The organism is Yersinia sp. 2541 StPb PI, assembly GCF_052217145.1.
GTDB lineage: Bacteria > Pseudomonadota > Gammaproteobacteria > Enterobacterales > Enterobacteriaceae > Yersinia > Yersinia enterocolitica_E.
Genome location: NZ_JAZGQB010000001.1, coordinates 1,536,146 through 1,557,913 on the forward strand (window position 1 = coordinate 1,536,146; position 21,768 = coordinate 1,557,913).

Sequence of the window (21,768 nt, forward strand, 5' to 3'; positions counted from 1 at the left end):
AATGCTTACTATGCTTTATCCGAGCGAAGAACAGTTGTACGCCGCTATCGACTGGCAGGATTGCTCTACTGGATTTGAAGATATTCGTTATCACAAATCCAGCGATGGTATTGCCAAGATAACCATCAACCGCCCCCATGTGCGTAACGCATTCCGCCCGTTAACGGTTAAAGAGATGATTCAGGCGCTGGCTGATGCCCGCTATGACGACAATATCGGCGTGATCATTTTGACCGGCGAAGGCGACAAAGCGTTCTGTTCCGGTGGTGATCAGAAAGTCCGTGGCGACTACGGCGGTTATAAAGATACCAGCGGCGTCCATCATCTGAACGTGTTGGATTTCCAGCGCCAGATCCGCACCTGCCCGAAACCGGTCGTGGCAATGGTCGCGGGTTATTCCATTGGTGGCGGTCATGTATTACACATGATGTGTGACTTAACCGTCGCCGCCGATAACGCTATTTTCGGCCAGACCGGGCCAAAAGTCGGTTCATTCGACGGCGGCTGGGGTGCGGCCTATATGGCGCGTATTGTCGGCCAGAAAAAAGCGCGTGAAATCTGGTTCCTGTGCCGCCAATATGATGCTAAACAAGCCTTGGATATGGGGCTGGTGAATACCGTGGTACCTATCGCTGAACTGGAACGTGAAACCGTGCGTTGGTGTCGTGAAATGCTGCAAAACAGCCCCATGGCACTGCGCTGCCTGAAAGCCGCATTGAATGCTGACTGTGATGGTCAGGCGGGTCTGCAAGAGTTGGCCGGTAACGCCACGATGCTGTTCTATATGACCGACGAAGGTCAGGAAGGGCGTAACGCATTCAATGAGAAACGCCAGCCGGACTTCAGCAAATTCAAGCGTAATCCGTAATGCGCGCGGCCACGCTTTACCACTATAGCCTTCCGATGGAAGCGGGAGTGATATTGCGCCACCAGCGGCTGAAAAGCCGCGATGGGCTATTGGTTAAATTACAGCAGGGCGACCAGATTGGCTGGGGAGAAATTGCCCCCTTACCGGAGTTCAGCCAGGAAACCCTGCCTGAAGCTCAGGTTGTGACACAGCATTGGCTGCAAAACTGGGTGAATGGGGCAGAACCTGAATTTGATGCTTTGCCATCAGTTGCTTTTGGCCTTAGTTGTGCGCTGGCGGAGCTGAATCAAACGCTGCCATTAGCGGCAAATTACCGCAAAGCACCACTGTGCACCGGTGATCCAGATGAGCTATTTGCAGTGTTACAAGCACTGCCTGGGGAAAAAGTCGCCAAGGTGAAAGTCGGGCTGTATGAAGCGGTGCGTGATGGCATGATTGTTAATGTGCTGCTGGAAGCTTTGCCGGATTTGACACTACGGCTGGATGCCAATCGTAGTTGGACGCGGGCGAAAGCTGATGGGTTTGCGAAATATGTCAATCCTGAACTGCGTGCACGCATTGCATTTTTGGAAGAACCTTGTAAAACCCGCGCCGAGTCTCGAGAGTTTGCCCGTGACACGGGGATTGCTATCGCTTGGGATGAGAGTGTGCGTGAGGCTGATTTTAAGGTTGAAGCCGAACCCGGCGTGGTAGCGATTGTTATCAAACCGACGCTGGTGGGCAGCATCAGCCGCTGTCAGCAACTGGTGCAGCAAGCGCATCAGGCGGGATTAGTGGCGGTGATCAGTTCCAGCATTGAATCCAGTCTTGGCTTAACCCAACTGGCACGGCTGGCTGATTGGCTGACACCGGATACCGTGCCGGGGTTGGATACACTGAACCTGATGCAGGCACAGTTAGTCCGTCCGTGGCCGGAGAGTCCCTTGCCTATGGTGACAACCGAACAGTTGGCCGTGCTATGGCACAGTTGAATGATTGGCCCTGGCAATATTCTTCTCCCTGGACTTACTCTTCTCCTTGGAAATACTGGGCCAATCTGCGACCTCAGGCGATCGCCATCCGCTCGGGGTCACAACTGATCAGTTGGCAACAATTGGCGGCTGATATCGATAGCCTGGCGGCAGGTTTTCAACTGCAAGGTGTCGCCCCCGGTAGTGGTGTGGTACTGCGTGGTAAGAATAGTCACACATTGTTGATGGCCTATCTGGCGGCATTGCAGTGTGGCGCGCGCGTTTTACCGCTCAATCCACAGTTACCTGATGCGTTGCTGGCACAGCTTCTGCCCCAGTTGGATATTGATTTTGTGCTGAACCTGGCAGCCCCGCTGTCAGCGGCTCTCTGCTTCACGCCACTGGTACTTGATACCGATAACTCCGTTATGACACCGGTTGTCTGGGATAGTCTACGGCTGGCGACGATGACATTAACGTCGGGCTCTTCCGGTTTGCCCAAAGCCGCAGTGCATTCGCTGGCGGCGCATCTGGTTAGCGCCGATGGCATATTAAAGCTGATGAGTTTCACCTCGACGGATAGCTGGTTGCTGTCGTTACCGCTGTTTCATGTTTCGGGGCAGGGTATTGTCTGGCGCTGGCTGAGTGCCGGGGCCACTTTGGTGTTGCAGGAGGGGATGGCATTGCATGATGCTCTGGCCGGATGTAGCCATGCATCGTTGGTGCCAACCCAACTGTGGCGTTTGTTAGCGAACACTGACACTCGTCTAACACTGAAAGAGGTTTTGTTGGGGGGCGCGGCTATTCCAACTGCGCTGACGGAGCATGCCGAAACCCGTGGCATCCGCTGCTGGTGCGGTTATGGGCTGACGGAGTCGGCCTCAACGGTTTGTGCCAAACGTGCCGATGGCTTGCCCAGTGTGGGGGTTGCGCTGGCGGGGCGCGAGGTAAAACTGGTAGCAGATGAAGTATGGATAAAAGCAGATTGCCTTGCGGCGGGTTACTGGCAGCAGGGAAAGTTGCAGCCCATAACCGACAGCGAAGGGTGGTTTCATACCCGTGATCGCGGGATGTGGCGGCAAGGTGAACTGCATATTCTCGGGCGGTTGGATAATCTGTTTTTCAGTGGTGGCGAGGGCATTCAGCCGGAGGATATTGAGCGGGTTTTGTCACAGTATCCGGGGATACAACAAGCTTTCGTCGTGCCGATGGTTGATGCTGAATTCGGCCACCGACCGGTCGCGGTGATAGATGCTGCCGATGAGGTGGATGAGGTGAGTTTATCAGATTGGCTGATACCACAATTGGCGGTATTCCAACGACCAATTGCGTTTTACCGCTTACCGGCGGCGCTTAAGCTGGGGGGGATTAAGGTATCCAGACAGGCGGTTATTGATTTTGTGGCTAAGTTGATTTGATGATCGGGTTCGGTTGATAGACGATTAGGTGACAGGGTTCGGTTGTTAACTCGGTGCTTTAACAACCGAACCTGATCGCTGGCAACCATCAATTGAGCTGATCACCTAATCGGTTACAATAATAATGCTAATTTAGCCCCAGCGCCTTTTTAACCCCATCACCATAATCCGGGTGAACCTGAGTAAACAACGCCACCTGACGGCGCTGAATCTCTTCCGGTACTTGTGACAACTCACCGGCAATGCGGGTAAACATCCGCTGATGCTCCTCTTCACTCAGCAGGTTAAACAACGCCCGTGGCTGGGAGAAGTAATCATCATCCTCACGGTGATTCCAGTGATCTGCTGCGCCTTCCAGTGTTAATGGCGGTTCGCTGAAATCAGGTTGTTCCTGGAACAGGCCAAAACTGTTTGGCTCATAAGTTGCACCATTACCGCTGTTACCATCAACACGCATTGCGCCATCGCGATGGTAGTTATGGAACGGGCATTTAGCACTGTTGACAGGGATCTGATGATGGTTCACACCTAAGCGATAGCGTGCAGCGTCGCCGTAGGAGAACAGCCGGCCTTGTAACATCCGATCAGGGGAGAAACTCACCCCCGGCACCACGTTAGCTGGATTAAATGCCGCTTGCTCAACTTCGGCAAAGTAGTTTTCCGGGTTACGGTTCAGTTCGAAGAAACCAACATCAATCAGTGGGTAATCGCCGTGTGGCCACACTTTGGTCAGATCAAACGGGTTGTAAGGTGTTTGTGAGGCTTCATGTTCTGGCATCACCTGAATTTGTAGATTCCAGCGCGGGAAGTCTTTACGCTCAATAGCGTCATACAGGTCACGTTGGGAGCTTTCCCGATCAGTTCCAACCAGTTTTTCAGCCTCATCATCCATAAGGTTTTCAATGCCTTGCTGGCAGCGGAAATGGAATTTAACCCAGAAACGCTCATTATTGGCATTGATAAAACTGAAGGTATGGCTGCTGAACCCATGCATATGACGATAAGATTTTGGCAGACCACGGTCACTGAAATCGATCGTTAACTGATGCAGAGACTCAGGGAGTTGGGAGAAGAAATCCCACTTATAAATAGGGTTGCGCAGGTTAGTGCGAGGGTCACGTTTAACCACGTGGTTCAGGTCAGGGAACTTCAGCGGGTCACGTAGATAGAACACCGGCGTATCGTTACCCACTAAATCCCAGTTCCCTTCCTCGGTATAATATTTCATGGCGAAGCCACGAATATCACGTTCGGCATCGGCAGCACCACGTTCACCAGCCACCGTTGAGAAGCGGACAAACATTTCGGTTTGTTTGCCTATTTCTGCGAAAATCTTTGCGCGGGTATATCGGGTAATATCGTGGGTAACAGTAAAGGTACCGTAGGCACCGGAGCCTTTAGCATGCATGCGGCGTTCTGGGATCACTTCACGATCGAAATGGGCCAGTTTTTCCAGAAACCACACATCTTGTAATAGCATTGGTCCACGTCGGCCCGCAGTAACGACATTATTATTATCAACAACGGGTGCGCCCGCGGCAGTAGTTAATCCTTTCTTTTTGCTCATCATTTTCTCCAGTATGGCTGTTGAATTGATTGCTTTCTTAGGTGTTTTACAGCATTACATCGCGCCAAAAGCCTGATTGACAAAATAATAATTTAAACAACAACAAGGGGTTATTCTTTGATCTCCACACTAGTTGTAGCCTTATTGGTTGTATTCAGCAAATAGGCATACCTTATCGTTGTTATTGTTAGCATAATACGGACCTATAGCTTAAATATTTACAATCATTTGAATTACTGTGGTATTTAATCGGTTTTTGGTATGTTTATGCTGTTTTTTTCGGTTAAACTCGGACAGGAAAAACCTGTCGGCCAGAGTTTGCTCACGGGTGACATCACGAATAACGAGAGAAAAATATGAAAAAGCATTTAATCGCGTGTGCAGCCAGCCTGCTGTTTGTGGCGGGTTCCGCCAGTGCCGTGAGTTTTAATGGTGAAGTCGGCAGTGATTACACTAATTTAGGTTTTGGCATGGGCACCAACACTGGCGGTTTGGCTATCAATGGTAACTGGGCACGTAGTGATCACGATGGTGATGTCTACGGACTGGGGCTGGGCTTCAACCTCCCCCTCGGCCCAATGATGGCAACAGTCGGTGGCAAGGGTATCTATATGTCACCGGAAGACGGTAGCAGCGGTGGTGCAATTGCGATTGGCGGTGGGTTAACCTATCCGATCAACAAATCGTTCACTCTGTACGGTGAAGGTTATTTCGCCCCGGAAGAGCTGACCAGTGGCATGAAATCCTATAGCGAAGCTAACGGTGGCTTGCGCTGGAGTGTATTCCGCCCGTTAACCGTGGATGCCGGTTACCGCTATATCAATATGAAAGGTAAAGACGGACATCGGGATAACCGTGTGGCGGATGGCGTGTATATCGGCGCTGGCTTAGCATTTTGATTATCCTTCGTTCTTGAAGCCACAGGGGTGTTAGCTTCGCTTGCGAACCCGAATCACTTACTTGTGTAAGCTCATTGGGATGCGTTCGCTTGCTGCCTACCTGCGACTCCAATTACTTTGGATAATACATGAGTAATATTTGATTAAAAAAGGGCGCATTCCTGACAGGATATGCGCCCTTTTAATTGGGGAGGGTATTAGCCGACAGCCGGTAATGCGCCAGTCACTATCCCCACTTGAATAGCAATGACCATCACACCGCAGGCAAATACCGCAGCCAGTGCTGGTTTCCCACCCCAGACCCGATAGTGCCCTTGATGGACCTTACGGGCTTTCCACGCCAGCATTGCAGGCAGCAGTAATGCCAGAACTGACAGCGCCACCGCAGCAAAGCCCAATGCCATAATAAAGCCACGCGGGTAAAACAGCGCAAACAGCAGCGGGGGGGTGAAGGTGATAACCCCTGTTTGCAGGCGGCCTCGTACTGAATTACGACGTTTAAATAAGTCGGCCAGATAATCGAACAACCCTAAGGCCACACCAAGGAATGAGGTAGCCAGCGCCAGATCTGCAAACAGGTGTACTGCCAGCTCAACGTGAGGTGAGGCCACGACATCGCGTACCGCTTGTAATAAGCCGTTCAAACCCGCCTGTTGCGCCAAAATACCGACAAAGGTATGAGAGGAAATAGCCCCAAGCGTGGTCAACTGCCAGAAGATATAGGCAACCAGCGGAATAGCGCTGCCGATAATAAATACCCAGCGCAACTTGCGAATATTACCGCCCATGTAATTGACGATACTCGGCACACTGCCGTGGAAGCCAAATGAGGTGAATATCACCGGAATAGCGGACAGTGCCAACCCTTGTTCCAGCGGCAGTGTCAGTAGGTTGGTTTTTTCGATATGTGGCATCATCAGTGCCAGCATCACAATCAGAAAAATGATTTTGGCGCTAAATAAGATACGATTGAATAAGTCGACTGAGTGGGTGCCGATACAGACCACACCGCCCGCGACCAGTGTAAACAGTAATACGCCGAGTGAGGTCGGAAACGATTGTTGCGTCCATTGGCTGATACTGGTTGCCAGTAATTCACCGGCGCCGCTGATATAGGCAGCAGTCAGGGCATACATCAGAAACATCATACTGAAACCAGTCAACCATTGGCCCCGGTTGCCAAGATAGCGTTTGGCCAAAGTACCAAGCCCGGTATCTGCCGCTTCATGCTGATAAACTTCAACTAGCAGTAAAGCGGTGTAACACATTAATATCCAAAGAGAAATAAGCAATGCAAGTGTGACACCAAAACCCACGCCTGCGGCTGCCAATGGCATCGCCAACATACCTGCACCAATAGTGGTGCCGGCAACGATAAATATACTGCCCAGAGTGCGATTCTTCACGCTTTCCTCTACTACATGACAATTTATTGGAATTATTGAGTGCAGCAGGGTAGTGGATTGCCCTGTTTGTGTCAAATGGACGTTACGCAAGGTGTAAACTTATAGTTACGTTTGTTGGTGTATTGAAGAGTCGACTTTTATCGGGGTTAATTATTCAGATAATAGATAAACGTTGTGTTTATGTAATCAGATTCATAAAGTGAATATATAAGCACTGACGGAGAAAAAAATGATCAGAGTTGAGATGTTGAGTACCGGAGATGAAGTGCTGCATGGGCAGATTATCGATACCAACGCGGCATGGCTGGCTGACTATTTATTTAATCAAGGCTTGCCAATCAGCAGTAGGGAAACGGTCGGTGACTCACTTTCGGCACTGATAGAAGTGCTGACCGAACGCAGTCAGGTTGCTGATGTGTTGATTGTCAACGGCGGGCTGGGGCCAACCAGTGATGATCTGAGCGCTCTGGCCGCCGCACGCGCCGCCGGAACGGAGCTAGTTGAACACCCGGAATGGATCGCGCGTATGGAGGCTTTCTTCCATGAGCGCGGCAGGGTGATGTCGGCGACTAACCGTAAACAGGCACATATTCCGGCTAATGCTGAAATGCTGGATAACCCAGTAGGTACAGCGTGCGGTTTCGCGTTACGGCTAAATAAGTGCCTGATGTTCTTCACACCCGGCGTGCCATCAGAGTTTAAAGTAATGGTTGAACAGCAAATCATGCCACGTTTACGTCAACATTTTGATGTGGCCGAACCCCCATTATGCTTACGTATGACCACTTTTGGCCGCTCGGAAAGTGATTTGGCACAGGAACTGGACCCACTGCGACTCCCTGAGGGGGTGGTGTTAGGCTACCGTTCATCTGCGCCGATTATTGAATTGAAGCTGACCGGTCCTGCCTCGCAACATCAGGCGATGGAACAGGTATGGCAGCAGGTGAGGGAAGTGGCGGGGAACAGCACCCTATTTGAAGGTACGCGAGGGTTGCCGGCATTGTTAGCTGAGCAATTGAACCAACGCGGCTTGCTACTGGCGGTGAGCGAACAATTTACCGGCGGGTTGATGAACTGGCAGTTGCAGAGTGCTGGTGTGCCATTGGCGGGCGGTGAATTGCTACCGGCGCATTGTCAGGAGACATTAGACGAGATTGCCTGCCGTGCACAATCGTTATCTATGTTGTGCGGTGCGCAAGTGGTGCTGGCGGTCGGCGCTATGCAAAATGATCACCTGAGCGTGGCTCTGTATACCCCTGAAGGAACATTTGCTCAAACAGTACGTTATCAGGCCAGCCGTCATGGTCTGCGTATTCGCCAGGAAAGCAGTGCGATGCTGGCGCTGGATATGGTGCGCCGTTGGTTGAATGGTCGCCCGGTGTGCGGTCAGCATGGCTGGCTGGATGTGGTTAAGATTTTGTAGTTAATCAATAACTCTCGATTATAATATAAAGGCGCGTATTTAAATTGCGCCTTTTTTATTATATTCATATTATTTATTACCCTGGTTTTATATTTATTGCTGCTCTGTTGTTTTATTTTTATTTCTTGTTTTATTTTTACACTTGCGTTATTTTCACTTTATCTATTTAACTGCGTAGGTGCTGACTTATATCGATTTTTTTGAATTACTTGAATCGGGCGGTTTTATTATGATTCGTAATTATTTATATTTTAGTTATGTTAAGTGCCAATTATTATCAAATGCCATCACATGCCAAAAATGAGATGTTATCCTGACTGCTGGCTTGTGTTTGTTTTACCAAAGATACAATCGTCGGTTAATGTTCCTTTTCATAAAAATAAACTACCGCAATGTAAGGAAATATCCACATCTACTAGGGGATTTCTTTTATCGCATATTAAACGTTAAGGAAGGTAATTATGTTTCCTAAGATAAATATAAGTAGTTTGTTATGTGATAAAACACTGGTGAGATATTTTATCATATTATTGATAATGGCTTTTCTGCTAATGTCACCACTCAGTTTTGCCGAAAATCGCCCCGGTTTTGTTTGTGGTAAATTTAATGTTCATGTAATGGAAGTGCCTAAAGAATATATTATCTACTGGGCGGAATATGAAGGGAAAAGTTCCTGGACACCTGGCTTTACTAAAAATAAAAAAGGCTGCGATGCCAATTTTACCTCTTTACCCATGATAGCCAGTTGGCCGGATATGCAACCGGGGGATCAGAATCTGTGGTATGAGCAAAGACTGGAGTATGAAGGGCTAATTATAAGTGTCAGACCATTTAAACGTTCTGATACTGATATCACCTATAAGCGTGATTTTTTTCTAAGAAAACAAAATGATATAACTTTTGAACCAGTTATTTATATCGATAAGTTAGGGTTGTTTTTTGTTAAAGCCACCAAAAAATTAAATAGAGGCCCTCCGCCAGATAAAAATGATCCTTATTGGTCTTATTGGTTTGATGAGAATATTAATGGTTATTACTGGGCGGAAGTTAACGGGAGGATATCAGTGATATTTGATTGTGTCTGGCTCCCGTTGGAGAAAAGGTATTACAGGTGTGAGGCCCTTTTTGTGATGCCGGAAATTGACTCACTTATTGAGGTTTCTTTTACAGCAGAAAAGTTACCACAGTGGCAAGCCATTGTCAGTAATACCCAACAATTTCTTTTATCGCATATTAAACGTTAAGGAAGGTAATTATGTTCCCTAAGATAAATATGAGTAGTTTGTTATGTGATAAAACACGATTGAGATATTTTGTCACATTATTGATAATGGCTTTTCTGCTAATGTCACCACTCAGTTTTGCCGAAAACCGCCCCGGTTTTGTTTGTGGTAAATTTAATGATCATGTAATGGAAGTGCCTAAAGAATATATTATCTACTGGGCGGAATATGAAGGGAAAAGTTCCTGGACGCCTGGCTTTACTAAAAATAAAAAAGGCTGTGATGCCAATTTTACCTCTTTACCCATGATCGCCAGTTGGCCGGATATGCAGCCGGGGGATAAATCGAAATGGTATAAACAGGGGCTGGAGTATGAGGGATTAGCAATCAGCGTCGAGCCATTTAAACGATCCGATACCGATATCACCTATAAGCGTGACTTTTTTCTAAGAAAACAGAATGATAGAACCTTTGATTCGGTTGTTTATATCGATAAATTAGGGCTGTTTTTCGTTAAAGCCACCAGAAAATTATTCCGGGCAGAACCACAGGATAGGAATAGCCCTTATTGGTTTGATGAGGATGTTAATGGTTATTACTGGGCAGAAGTTAACGGGCAAGTGCCGGTGGTATTTGACTGTCAGTGGCTGCCGTTAGAGAAAAGATATTATATCTGTGAGGCCCGTTTTGTGATGCCAGAAATAGGCTCACTGGTTGAAGTCATTTTTACAGTAGAGAAATTACCGCAATGGAGAGCCATTGTTAGCAGTACTCAACAATTTCTTTTATCGCATATTAAACGTTAAGGAAGATAATTATGCTACAGCAAAATAGCAATGCAGGTAAGTTACAACTTAATGCCGCCGATCTGGCCTGCGCCCGGCAATTATTAGAAGCAAATAAGGAGAGTAAAGACCCCGGCCCGATGTATGATTTTTTAGCCAGCAAAGGCGATCGCTATGCCATATTAGCCAATGGTGTAGCCAGGGGGGATTCTATCGCTGGTGCCATGGCTATTCACAATATGGAAAGTGTGGGGGTCCGTCATAATAAACACCTCACTGAAACGGATATTAAGCATATTCGTTATGATATGGCGCACGGCTATCTTAATACCCAACAAAACAGGCTGGGCGATAGCTCGACAGGAATTATCTATGGTGATATTGGCCATAAGCAAGTCGCACAGTTTCACAATAGCGTCTTTAGGAAGCATGGATTACCCGCTGAGGCCTGGACGTTAACCGAGGTTTTCAACGCGATGACTGAAGATAGTCGGCCAATTTATTGGGAACAGACGTTGAGCACAGGCGGCAGGCCATTTGAAGAACTAAAGCACTCGTTTAAAACCTATCAATTGATGGCTTACAGCTCGTCGTTTGGTCCTGATGATACCCAAAAAAGCACCCGCCAATGGTTGGACAGAATGGATTCTCTCCCAGGCTATTGGGCCTTAGCCAAAAGCAGTACCAGCCAACTCTTTAGCTCCGACGAAGAAGTCGCACCAGTCTCAACCGAGATGTGCAATATCGACATCAATATCACCCCAACCCCACAAGCGGTTCAGCGCATTGCCGATGAAGATCAAGCCCAGCGCGATGTCACCAACGGCTATCTGGTGAATAAACCCACTCACAGTTTCTCCTTTACTGACGGCAGCCTGGATAAAACCGATTTTGCCTCGGTGCAGATGGGCGCTATGGCATCGGGCGGGGTTCGCCCGGGTGAAGTTCAGCTTGATCCCAATATCCAGCCCAGCCGCTATTTATCTGATTACTATCTGGAACGACCCAGTTATATGCTGCCGGAAACCGGGCTGTTTGATGCCGCCACGCTTAATGGCTTATCAGCACAAACCACGGTAAACACTTATGTTGACCCGCTGCTGCTGGATTTAAGTGGCAAGGGGGTCTCCATGACCGGCATTGAAGATGGGGTGCTGTTTGATACCGATAACAGTGGCACGCTGAAACGCACCGGCTGGGCAGGGCCGGATACCGGTATGTTGGTGCTCGATAATGGCAGCGGGAAAATCGACAATATCAGCCAAATGTATTCGGAATATTACGGTGGCACGGCCGGTGTGAAGGGGCAGCCGGGGGAAAAACGCTATCAGGACGGTTTTGCCGCACTGGCCAGTGAAGATGACGATAGCAATGGCGCGATTGATAAACATGATCCAATCTGGCACAAATTGCGTATTTGGCAGGATAGCGCCCATAACGGCAGGGTCGATCCCGGTGAGTTGAAAACGCTGGATGACTGGCGGATTACGCAAATCAAAGTTAATGCTAACGCGGTTGAGGATAATCGTCAGGGCAATAGGGTGCTGGCGCGTGGCGTTTTTGTGATTAACGGCAAACTGCAAGAAATGCTGGCGGTGAATTTTGTCAGTTCACCGGTGAGTAACACCGTCACTAAGCGTGGTAATGAGGGGGCAATTATTCGTTCTGTCACCGCTGAAACGACCACCACCGCTTATGTGCATCTTGCTGATAAAGGCGCTGCGTTATCAGCCAATATTCTGAAAACAAATAATATCTATGGCGGCAGCAGGGATGACATCTTAACCGCCAGCCCTAAAGGCAGTTGGTTAGTCGGGCGCGGTGGCAGTAATACCTATATTGGTAAGAGCGGCAACGATGTGTTTGTTATCAGCGCCAGTGATGATCCAACGCGAATTCGTGGCAATGGCGGGCGCGATACGGTGTTGATTGTCGGCGATAAAGGGGTAGCGCTGAATATGGCGCGCAGTGGTATCACTATTGCGCAGGGCGGCGATGGTGACGACATTATTGTCAGTGGCGGCAATAACAGTGTGTTTATTAAAGGCGGTAACGGCAACGCCACACTGGTCGGCGGCGGTGGTAATGACGTACTGGCCGGTGGCAGTGGCAAGAACCGTATTGTCGGCGGTAGCGGTAAAGCGGTTATTTATGCCGGATCACAGGGCGATACCATCTATGCCGCTGAGCAGGGCAGTATTATCCACGCTGGCGGTGGGGCAGATCGCATTTATGGCAATAAGGGCCATGATGTGATTGAGGCCGGTCAGGGCAATGCGCTCATTGATGGTGGCGGCGGTATCAATCTGGTCACCCTGCATGGCAGCTATGCGGATTACGCCATTACCCGCACTGACAGTGGCTACCAGATAAGGGATAGCGTGGCGGGTCGTGATGGCACCCTGACACTGAAAAATATTCAAAAACTGAATTTTGCTGATATCTCTGCGGTAGATCTGAATACCAATAATATTATTCCAGTCGATGATGTGTTGTCGTTTAGTCAAACAGGCAGAGCCATTCATCGGCACTGGGCGCAGCGTATTCCGGCTGCCCGTTTGCTCGCCAACGATTTACAGTTTAATGGAGGAACGCCTGGCTACCTATCTTCGGTCGGCGATGCGGTGGGCGGCACGGTCAAGCTTACTCTTCAAAAGGATGTAATATTCACACCTGATAGAACATTCACGGGAGTAATGAGTTTTAAATATCAAGTAAAGAGTGCCACCGGTGAGCAGGCTATTTCTGTGGTTGATTTATCCAGCGGAGAATCTGCGCTGATGCAGGCAACGGTAACGCTATTAACACCCGATATCCCGCAAGATCCCTTGGTCGCCAAACAAACTTATTTAAATAAAATCAATGTGATACCTGTCTGGTCTGATTATACCGGTAAAGGTGTACGCATTGGTCAGTTTGAACCGGGCGGGCAGTTCGCCACCGGCCCAGAGATTTTTGATATTCAGCATCCTGATTTAAGCGCCAATGTTGACCCCTCCTGGCTAGAAACACAACGGAGCGCCGGAACACTGCCCGCCGATGTTTCCAACCATGCCACGATGGTGGCCGGTGTGATGGTGGCGGCAAGAAATAATCTCGGTGGGGTGGGAGTGGCCTATGATGCCACTTTAGGCGGGCACTATCTTAGCAACGAGGGGGCGGATTTTACCACCCTGGGTAAGATGTCCAGTTATGATGTGGTTAATCACAGTTGGGGCTTCGCCCATGATTTTGCTCTGAGTAACTTACCGGGCAACAGTGTTAATTTACCGAATATACTGAACATGACACTGCAATATGCTGCGGAAAATGGCCGTGGCGGATTAGGCACCATTATTGTTAGTGCGGGAGGTAATCAGCGTGAACAGGGTGGCAGCGCGCAGGGTTCACTCATCAATAACAGCCGCTTTGGTATTCAGGTTGGGGCGGTCAAGGCGTTGGCTGATCTTTCCACCCTTCAGCCGCGGTCAGTGCCTTTCTCTAACCCTGGCGCCAGTTTGCTCGTGTCGGCTCCGGGGAGTCAGGTTATTTCCAGCAGCAACCAGCTTGAAACCGAGCGTGGTGCCGTGTTTGGTGCCAGATACAGCACTGAACAAGGAACCAGTTTTGCCGCCCCCATAGTTTCAGGGATTGCCGCATTGATGTTGCAGGCCAATCGGAATCTGGGTTACCGCGATGTGCAACAGATCCTCGCTTTGTCGGCTCGTCGGGTGGATGATTCAGGCACCCAATGGCGCAGCAATAATGCCAAAAATTGGAATGGTGGCGGTATGCATGTGAGCCATGATTACGGTTTTGGTGCCGTGGATGCGCGGGCGGCAGTACGTTTGGCTGAAACATGGATCCCCCAACAGACCGGTGCTAATCAACAGGTATTGGAGAACAGCTATGATTACCCGGCAGGAGGTAGGCTATCTGCTGGGGAAACAAACGATTCATATCTTACTTTGGCCGATGATCTCAATGTTGAGCAGGTCGAAGTTGATTTTAGCGCCAATGTAGGTCGCTTGGGGGATTTGACCGTGAGATTACTCTCGCCGGGTGGCAGTGAAAGTATTTTGGTTGATGGTGTTGGCAGAAAAAAAAGCGCAGATAGCCCCCATGCTACGGATACCGGTAGCACTCTTGCAGGCGATTTTAACTATACCTTTATGTCTACACATCATCGGGGTGAGAACTCGGGTGGGATATGGCGATTAGCGGTTAAAGATGCCAGTAATGGTTTACCCATCAGGTTGAATAGTTGGTCATTACGGCTGTTTGGTAACAATCTGAGTGCAGATGATACCTACTTTTATACCGACGAGTTTGCCGACCAAGCTGCGCGGCAACCCGCCCGCATGCTGCTTAATGATGCCGTTAATGGGACGGCTGGTGGGCGTAATACGCTGAATATGGCGGCGATATCCGGCGATGTTGTGGCTAACTTAGCCCGAGGGAACGCTAAGTTAGGCGGGGCTAATCTGACGCTTCGCTCACCGGAGACTATCCATAATTTGATCAGTGGTGATGGTGACGATAGCCTCACTGCGGGTGGTGGTGGTAGCTTGCTCGATGGTGGGCGGGGCAAAAATGTGCTAACAGGGGGCACAGGTAAAGACGCTTTTGTGGTTCGTCAGCGCGCCAATGGCCGGGATGAGATAATCAATTTTGATGCCAACAAAGGAGAAACTATCCACCTGGTAGGTTTCTCAGGTTTAACATTCGGTGAGTTACGCTTAAGACAACAGCGGGGTGACATTGGAATATCACTGCCAGATAAGCAAAGTATTCTTATTAAGAATCGACAAATTAATACGTTAGGGCCACAAAATTTTGTCTTTCAGAATACCTTTAGCGCCCCCGTCGGCTATGTAAACAGCACGGTATCGATAAATGACTCAGTGCCAGCAGAACCCGAGCAAATGGGGATTATGCTCGACGGAGGGGCCAGTGGCATCAGTTTAACTGTTGGGGAAAATGGTAAAATGATTGCCTCACTCGCGGGAACGGTCTATCAGCGTAAGGATGCAGAGCCTGGTGTGTTTGTGGTGTTACAGCAAGAGGGTAAAACGGACTTTGGTAATGCTGTTCGGGGGTTCCGACATGGTATTGATAAAATTGATTTGAGTGGCGTGGGGATTCGGAGTTTTAGTCAATTAACGGTGACGAAAAGAAACGCGGTGATTATTAATGGGCTTGCACTTATCCAGGGAGTAAATGTTGACTCTTCAGCGCTCAACCCTGAAGGGGAGAGTATCAACCTGATGTATTTGGATGGGTTGGATGTTGAACAACTCGATGCGAACGATTTTATTTTTTCAGCCACTGATGCCATGCAGGCGGATGCCCCCGTTATCGATGACGATGTGACACACCTGATAACTATAATGCCTGATTTTGTTGATTCTAACCCTGAATTTGCTGGCGTTTATCCACCGCCTAAAATGCCTCAGTTCCTTGCTCATACCCTGACTGCAAGCAGCTATGCACCATGAGCAGGTTATTAGCGACATAATTTAGATACCCACTCAGTTGAATGGGTATTTTTAATGTGGGTTTTTAATGATTTTGCTTATGGTTTATTTTACCTGCGCGTTTCTTACATCTTTGCCTGCTTTCCAAATGCGGTATTTCACATCAACTCCTTTTGGTACATAAACCACGATCGGTAGGCGACTGTTATAGCGCTGCATAGCGGCGTCCCCCAGATTGGCGGCGACAAATTGTGGATGGCGGCTGTTATCCGGGCAAGCCATCATGGTTGAGGCCGGTTCGGAGATTTTATCCATCACCAAATAGTCAAAGCCCCAGCCAGACAAGGTTCTGGTTTCCAGATTGCCACCGAGCATATGGCGGTTGCAATCAACTTCAATGGTTTTACCGATCAGCAATTCAACTTTGAAGCGGCTTTCGTCTTCTTGTGGCTCGAGGAAAATGACCTGGCGGCTCATGCCTTTTTCAGCTTGAGGATAAGGCGCAATCTTCTCTAACGGCTGTTGTTGATTAAGTGGTGGCTCAGTAGCGGCAATAGTGCTGGCAGAGGCGGCCATTAACAGGCTGGTTATGGCGATTGACAGTCTTTTCATCTTTTGTCCCTATGATTTTAATTCCAGATGCAAAAATATCATCTATTCAACAGGCTGATTATAGGTGAAATCCGATTGGCTGATTTATCTATCTGCTTAAAGCTCGATTTCAATATCGCCCTTTGGCTGACAACAACAGGGCAGGATCTCGCCGGCCTGAATAAAAGCTAAAGGTTGCTGCGAATAGCAGACTTCGCCTTTCAGCAAGCGCAGGCGGCAGGAGCCACAATAGCCAGAGCGGCATTGGTATTCGATGGGTACCTGATGATATTCAAGCGTTTCTAGCAAGTTACGGCTGTTCGCGGGCCGGTTAAGTTGAACACCGGTGGTGCTCAACTTGATAATGGATTTCATGGATTACAGCTCGAAATCGCTCAGGTCGTCAGCACTGACTTCTGAATCAATTTGACCGACCAGATAAGAGCTGACTTCAACTTCCTGCGGTGCCACCTGCACGTTATCAGACACTAACCAGGAGTTGATCCACGGAATAGGGTTGGTTCGAGTAGCAAACGGCACACCCAGCCCCACCGCCTGCATGCGGATATTGGTGATGTATTCCACGTACTGACACAGAATCTCTTTGTTCAGACCAATCATGGAACCGTCACGGAACAGGTATTCAGCCCACTCTTTCTCTTGTTGGGCGGCCAGAACGAACAGGTCATAACACTGCTGTTGGCACTCTACGGCAATTTCGGCCATTTCCGGGTCATCTTCGCCAGAACGCATCAAATTAAGAATATGCTGGGTACCAGTTAAATGCAGGGCTTCATCGCGGGCAATCATTTTGATGATTTTGGCATTGCCTTCCATCAATTCGCGCTCCGCAAAAGCAAAGGAGCAGGCGAAACTGACATAAAAACGGATGGCTTCTAGCGCATTGACGCTCATTAGACACAGATAAAGCTGTTTTTTCAGCTCATGCAAATTGACGACGACAGTTTTACCATTAACTTGATGGGTGCCTTCCCCCAGCAGGTGGTAGTAGCTGGTCATTTCGATCAAATCATCATAATAGGCTGAGATATCTTTTGCGCGTTTGAGGATCTCTTCGTTGGTCACGATATCATCGAAAACTATCGACGGATCATTCACGATATTACGGATGATATGGGTGTACGAGCGTGAGTGGATGGTTTCTGAGAATGACCAGGTTTCCACCCAGGTTTCCAGTTCTGGAATTGAGATAAGCGGCAGTAAGGCAACGTTAGGGCTGCGGCCCTGAATTGAGTCCAGCAAGGTCTGGTATTTCAGGTTGCTGATAAAAATGTGTTTTTCATGATCTGGCAGTGCGTTGTAATCGATACGATCACGGGAGACATCTATCTCTTCTGGACGCCAGAAAAATGACAATTGCTTCTCAATCAGTTTTTCGAAAATAGCGTGTTTTTGCTGGTCGAAACGCGCCACGTTAACGGATTGACCAAAGAACATCGGTTCAAGCAACTGGTTATTTTTATTTTGCGAAAAAGTGGTATAGGCCATGATTTCCTCAGGGGACAACAATGCAAGGGCAAATGAAGAATGGCCCTGCGATAACCGTATTTGCGATTATCGCGTAGGGCCAGAACTATAAATCAGATCTTACATGCGCCGCCTTCACAGTCATCATCACCCGGCTGACTTTGAATATCTTCCTGCACATCATCAGCACCGTCGCGGGTGTTTTGATAGTAAAGGGTCTTCACACCAAATTTGTAGGTAGTCAGCAAATCTTTCAGCAATTGCTTCATCGGCACTTTGCCAGATGGGAAGCGGGTTGGGTCATAATTGGTGTTAGCTGAAATCGCCTGATCGACGAATTTCTGCATTAAGCCGACCAGTTGCAGGTAACCATCATTATTTGGCATATCCCACAGCAGTTCGTAAGCATCTTTCAAACGCTCATATTCAGGCACAACCTGGCGTAAAATGCCATCTTTCGAGGCTTTGATACTGACGTAACCACGCGGTGGCTCGATACCATTAGTGGCATTCGAGATCTGCGAAGACGTTTCAGATGGCATCAGCGCAGACAGTGTGGAGTTACGCAGGCCGTGAGTCTTAATATCGTTACGCAGCGTTTCCCAATCGTAGTGCAGTGGCTCGTTGCTGATGGCATCCAAATCTTTCTTATAGGTATCGATCGGCAAAATACCTTGCGAATAGGTGGTTTCATTGAACCACTGGCAGGCACCTTGCTCACGAGCCAACGCGTTAGAGGCTTTCAGCAAGTAGTACTGAATCGCTTCGAAGGTGCGGTGAGTCAGGTTATTAGCGCTGCCATCGGAATAACGCACGCCATTCTTCGCCAAGTAATAAGCAAAGTTAATCACCCCAATACCTAAGGTGCGACGGCCCATCGCGCCACGCTGCGCGGCGGCAATAGGGTAATCTTGGTAATCGAGCAAGGCATCCAGCGCACGTACAGCCAGTACCGCCAACTCTTCTAAATCGTCAAGGCTATCAATGGCACCTAAGTTGAAGGCAGACAGGGTGCAGAGCGCAATTTCGCCATTCTCGTCATTGATGTCATTGAGTGGTTTGGTTGGTAATGCAATTTCCAGACACAGGTTTGACTGCCGCACGGGGGCAATTTTCGGGTCAAACGGGCTGTGGGTGTTGCAGTGGTCAACGTTCTGAATATAGATACGGCCAGTCGAAGCACGCTCTTGCATCATCAGAGAGAATAACTCAACCGCTTTTACCCGTTGCTTACGGATGCTGCTGTCTTGTTCGTATTGGGTATAAAGGCGTTCAAACTCATCCTGATCAGCGAAGAACGCGTCATATAGCCCCGGTACATCCGATGGGCTAAACAGGGTGATATCTTCACCTTTTAGCAGGCGTTGATACATCAGTTTGTTGATTTGGACGCCGTAATCCATATGGCGCACGCGGTTGCCTTCAACACCACGGTTGTTCTTCAACACCAGTAGGCTTTCAACTTCCAGATGCCACATTGGGTAGAACAACGTGGCAGCACCTCCACGCACGCCACCCTGTGAACAGGATTTCACCGCAGTCTGGAAGTGTTTATAGAACGGGATACAACCGGTATGGAAAGCTTCACCACCACGGATTGGGCTACCTAACGCACGGATACGACCCGCATTGATACCGATACCGGCACGCTGTGACACATATTTAACAATGGCACTGGAGGTGGCATTGATAGAATCCAGGCTGTCACCACACTCGATTAACACACAAGAACTGAACTGACGAGTTGGGGTACGCACCCCTGACATAATCGGTGTCGGCAGCGAAATCTTAAAGGTTGAAACCGCATCATAGAAGCGTTTCACGTAATCGAGACGAGTTTCGCGCGGGTAGTTAGAGAACAGGCAGGCGGAAACCAGAATGTACAGGAATTGGGCACTTTCATAGATCTCACCGCTGACGCGGTTCTGCACCAGATATTTACCCTCCAACTGCTTAACCGCAGCGTAGGAGAAGTTCATATCGCGCCAATGGTCGATGAAAGTGTCCATCTGTTCGAATTCTTCTGCGGTATAATCTTCCAGCAGATGCTTGTCGTATTTACCCATTTCCACCATTTTCGCGACATGATCGACGAGTTTTGGCGGTTCAAACTGGCCATAGGCTTTTTTGCGCAGATGGAAAATAGCCAGACGCGCAGCCAGATACTGATAGTCAGGCGCATCGCGCGAGATAAGATCGGCCGCTGCTTTGATGATAGTTTCATGGATATCGGCAGTCTTAATGCCATCATAAAACTGAATGTGTGAACGCAATTCTACTTGAGAGACCGAGACGTTATGTAAACCTTCTGCGGCCCAGTCGATGACCCGGTGGATTTTATCCAGATTGATGCGTTCTTTGCTGCCATCGCGTTTAGTAACAAGTAGGCTTTGGTTCATGTGTTCTTGACCTTTTATCCCCGTTCTTCATGCACAAACAGCACAAATTTACACTCTCTATGATTACGAAAATCATTGAGGCTGTAGTGTATTGTTCAGTATGTAAACACTATATGTAGGGGGTGGGTAGTGGATAGATAACAAGATAGTGAGTATTGCGGCTTTTGGCAAGTGAACAAGATCGCTTAATTGTGTGGATAACTTGGGGGTGAATTGTTACGAAACGCTCTCAGACTGCGCCATCACTGGATCTTACCTACTGTCGCTTTGGGGGATAAGATTTTACTGAAAATCTTAAAAAGTGGATCGTTTGCCGGTTTATTAAACATTAGGAAAATCCCCTTCATCTTTCGCGCCGTAGCGGTGTTGGCTATCCTCACTCACCCCAGTCACTTAGTGGACTAAGCTCCTGGGAATTTGTTCGGTTGCCGCCTTGCTACAACGCGAAATCTATTGGGTATTGTTTGATTTTTATACTCCCCACGCGATGAGTTTATTCGCTATCTCGTTGAGTATGCACCATATAATTCACATCAACATTACCGCCAAGCTTAAAACGATCTGTTATCGGATTGTAATGTAGCCCGATAATGTGGCGCTCACGCAACAGGGTTTGATCAACCCAACCGATAAGTTCTGATGGGCGAATAAATTTTTTCGAATCATGGGTGCCTTTCGGAACCATTTTCAATATATATTCTGCACCGACCACGGCCATCAGCCAGGATTTGGTATTGCGGTTAATAGTTGAAAAGAATACGTGGCCACCGGGTTTGACCAATTGAGCGCAGGCGCGGATAACCGAGGCGGGATCTGGCACGTGTTCGAGCATCTCCATGCAGGTCACCACATCGTAGTGTTGTGGGTGTGCTTGCGCGTGGCTTTCAACTGTTTCTTGTACATAATCCAGTTTGGTACCGGTTTCCAGCGCATGTAGGCGAGCCACTTGCAACGGCTCATAGCCCATGTCCAGACCGGTGACGTGTGCTCCTTCCCGAGCCATGCTTTCGGCCAAAATTCCACCACCGCAGCCGACATCCAGCACTTTCTTATCAAAAATACCGCCAGAGCGCTGTAAAATGTAATCAAGACGCAGCGGGTTAATGCGATGAAGAGGTTTGAATTCACCTTCTAAATCCCACCAGCGAGAGGCAACTGCCTCAAATTTAGCGATTTCTTGCTCGTCGACATTCTGATGGCTAGCTGTGTTATCTACACGCATGGAGAGTTCTCACTGTTCTGTTTCTTTGCGCAGATTATACATGTTCCCTTCCAATTGACGCAGAATAATACCG

The 21,768-nt window shown here is 48.6% G+C and carries 15 protein-coding genes; 8 read left to right on the forward strand and 7 right to left on the reverse strand.

The window, feature by feature from the left end:
* The first annotated feature begins 10 nt into the window (after positions 1 to 10).
* The 3 genes from menB to menE are packed head-to-tail and all read left to right on the forward strand — an operon-like array spanning position 11 to position 3,236.
* Positions 11 to 868, forward strand: a complete 858-nt coding sequence (gene menB, locus V1953_RS06790) for a 1,4-dihydroxy-2-naphthoyl-CoA synthase (RefSeq protein WP_005191245.1) — start codon at positions 11 to 13, stop codon at positions 866 to 868.
* Positions 868 to 1,839, forward strand: coding sequence for an o-succinylbenzoate synthase (gene menC, locus V1953_RS06795; RefSeq protein WP_083158278.1), 972 nt, complete (start codon positions 868 to 870; stop codon positions 1,837 to 1,839). Before menB ends, menC begins: the two co-directional genes overlap by 1 nt.
* Positions 1,827 to 3,236: an o-succinylbenzoate--CoA ligase gene (menE, locus tag V1953_RS06800; RefSeq protein WP_442850775.1), complete on the forward strand. Its 1,410-nt coding sequence runs from the start codon at positions 1,827 to 1,829 to the stop codon at positions 3,234 to 3,236. The genes menC and menE overlap by 13 nt, the downstream gene beginning before the upstream one ends.
* A gap of 127 nt (positions 3,237 to 3,363) precedes the next feature.
* On the opposite strand, the gene V1953_RS06805 is transcribed toward menE, so the two are convergent.
* Entirely contained in the window at positions 3,364 to 4,803 is a 1,440-nt protein-coding gene (locus tag V1953_RS06805) for a catalase (protein ID WP_193784627.1), read from the reverse strand.
* Positions 4,804 to 5,159: 356 nt separating this feature from the next.
* Between V1953_RS06805 and V1953_RS06810 the strand changes: the two genes are divergently transcribed.
* On the forward strand, positions 5,160 to 5,702 hold the full coding sequence (locus tag V1953_RS06810) for a YfaZ family outer membrane protein (RefSeq protein WP_442850776.1): 543 nt from the start codon (positions 5,160 to 5,162) through the stop codon (positions 5,700 to 5,702).
* 197 nt (positions 5,703 to 5,899) lie between these two features.
* Here the strand turns inward: V1953_RS06810 and tyrP are convergent, their stop codons facing one another.
* The gene (gene tyrP, locus V1953_RS06815; RefSeq protein WP_083158282.1) at positions 5,900 to 7,108 is read right to left on the reverse strand and encodes a tyrosine transporter TyrP; all 1,209 of its coding nucleotides are present in this window, start codon (positions 7,106 to 7,108) and stop codon (positions 5,900 to 5,902) included.
* A 229-nt stretch (positions 7,109 to 7,337) separates the two neighbouring features.
* On the opposite strand from tyrP, the gene V1953_RS06820 reads away from it, so the two are divergent.
* The 4 genes from V1953_RS06820 to V1953_RS06835 all read left to right on the forward strand — a co-directional run bounded on the left by V1953_RS06820 (position 7,338) and on the right by V1953_RS06835 (position 16,016).
* On the forward strand, positions 7,338 to 8,531 hold the full coding sequence (locus V1953_RS06820; protein ID WP_442850777.1) for a nicotinamide mononucleotide deamidase-related protein YfaY: 1,194 nt from the start codon (positions 7,338 to 7,340) through the stop codon (positions 8,529 to 8,531).
* A 536-nt stretch (positions 8,532 to 9,067) separates the two neighbouring features.
* Positions 9,068 to 9,775 (forward strand): hypothetical protein, encoded by a 708-nt coding sequence (locus tag V1953_RS06825; protein WP_442851306.1) that lies wholly within the window; start codon positions 9,068 to 9,070, stop codon positions 9,773 to 9,775.
* 86 nt (positions 9,776 to 9,861) lie between these two features.
* Positions 9,862 to 10,560 carry a hypothetical protein gene (locus V1953_RS06830; RefSeq protein ID WP_442848331.1) on the forward strand — a complete coding sequence of 233 codons (699 nt, stop codon included), beginning with the start codon at positions 9,862 to 9,864 and terminating at the stop codon, positions 10,558 to 10,560.
* Between the two features lie 11 nt (positions 10,561 to 10,571).
* Positions 10,572 to 16,016: a S8 family serine peptidase gene (locus V1953_RS06835; RefSeq protein WP_442850778.1), complete on the forward strand. Its 5,445-nt coding sequence runs from the start codon at positions 10,572 to 10,574 to the stop codon at positions 16,014 to 16,016.
* 84 nt (positions 16,017 to 16,100) lie between these two features.
* Here V1953_RS06835 and eco read toward each other — a convergent pair whose 3' ends face one another.
* From eco to ubiG, 5 genes are all read right to left on the reverse strand, one after another.
* A complete protein-coding gene (gene eco, locus V1953_RS06840; protein WP_442850779.1) occupies positions 16,101 to 16,607 on the reverse strand; it encodes a serine protease inhibitor ecotin in 507 nt (168 codons plus the stop codon).
* Positions 16,608 to 16,703: 96 nt separating this feature from the next.
* Positions 16,704 to 16,961, reverse strand: a complete 258-nt coding sequence (gene yfaE, locus V1953_RS06845; protein ID WP_102970384.1) for a class I ribonucleotide reductase maintenance protein YfaE — start codon at positions 16,959 to 16,961, stop codon at positions 16,704 to 16,706.
* 3 nt (positions 16,962 to 16,964) lie between these two features.
* On the reverse strand, positions 16,965 to 18,095 hold the full coding sequence (gene nrdB, locus V1953_RS06850; RefSeq protein ID WP_083158298.1) for a class Ia ribonucleoside-diphosphate reductase subunit beta: 1,131 nt from the start codon (positions 18,093 to 18,095) through the stop codon (positions 16,965 to 16,967).
* A 92-nt stretch (positions 18,096 to 18,187) separates the two neighbouring features.
* The gene (nrdA, locus tag V1953_RS06855; RefSeq protein ID WP_083158299.1) at positions 18,188 to 20,473 is read right to left on the reverse strand and encodes a class 1a ribonucleoside-diphosphate reductase subunit alpha; all 2,286 of its coding nucleotides are present in this window, start codon (positions 20,471 to 20,473) and stop codon (positions 18,188 to 18,190) included.
* Positions 20,474 to 20,966: 493 nt separating this feature from the next.
* Positions 20,967 to 21,695, reverse strand: a complete 729-nt coding sequence (ubiG, locus tag V1953_RS06860; protein WP_372559445.1) for a bifunctional 2-polyprenyl-6-hydroxyphenol methylase/3-demethylubiquinol 3-O-methyltransferase UbiG — start codon at positions 21,693 to 21,695, stop codon at positions 20,967 to 20,969.
* Between the last annotated feature and the right edge of the window lie 73 nt (positions 21,696 to 21,768).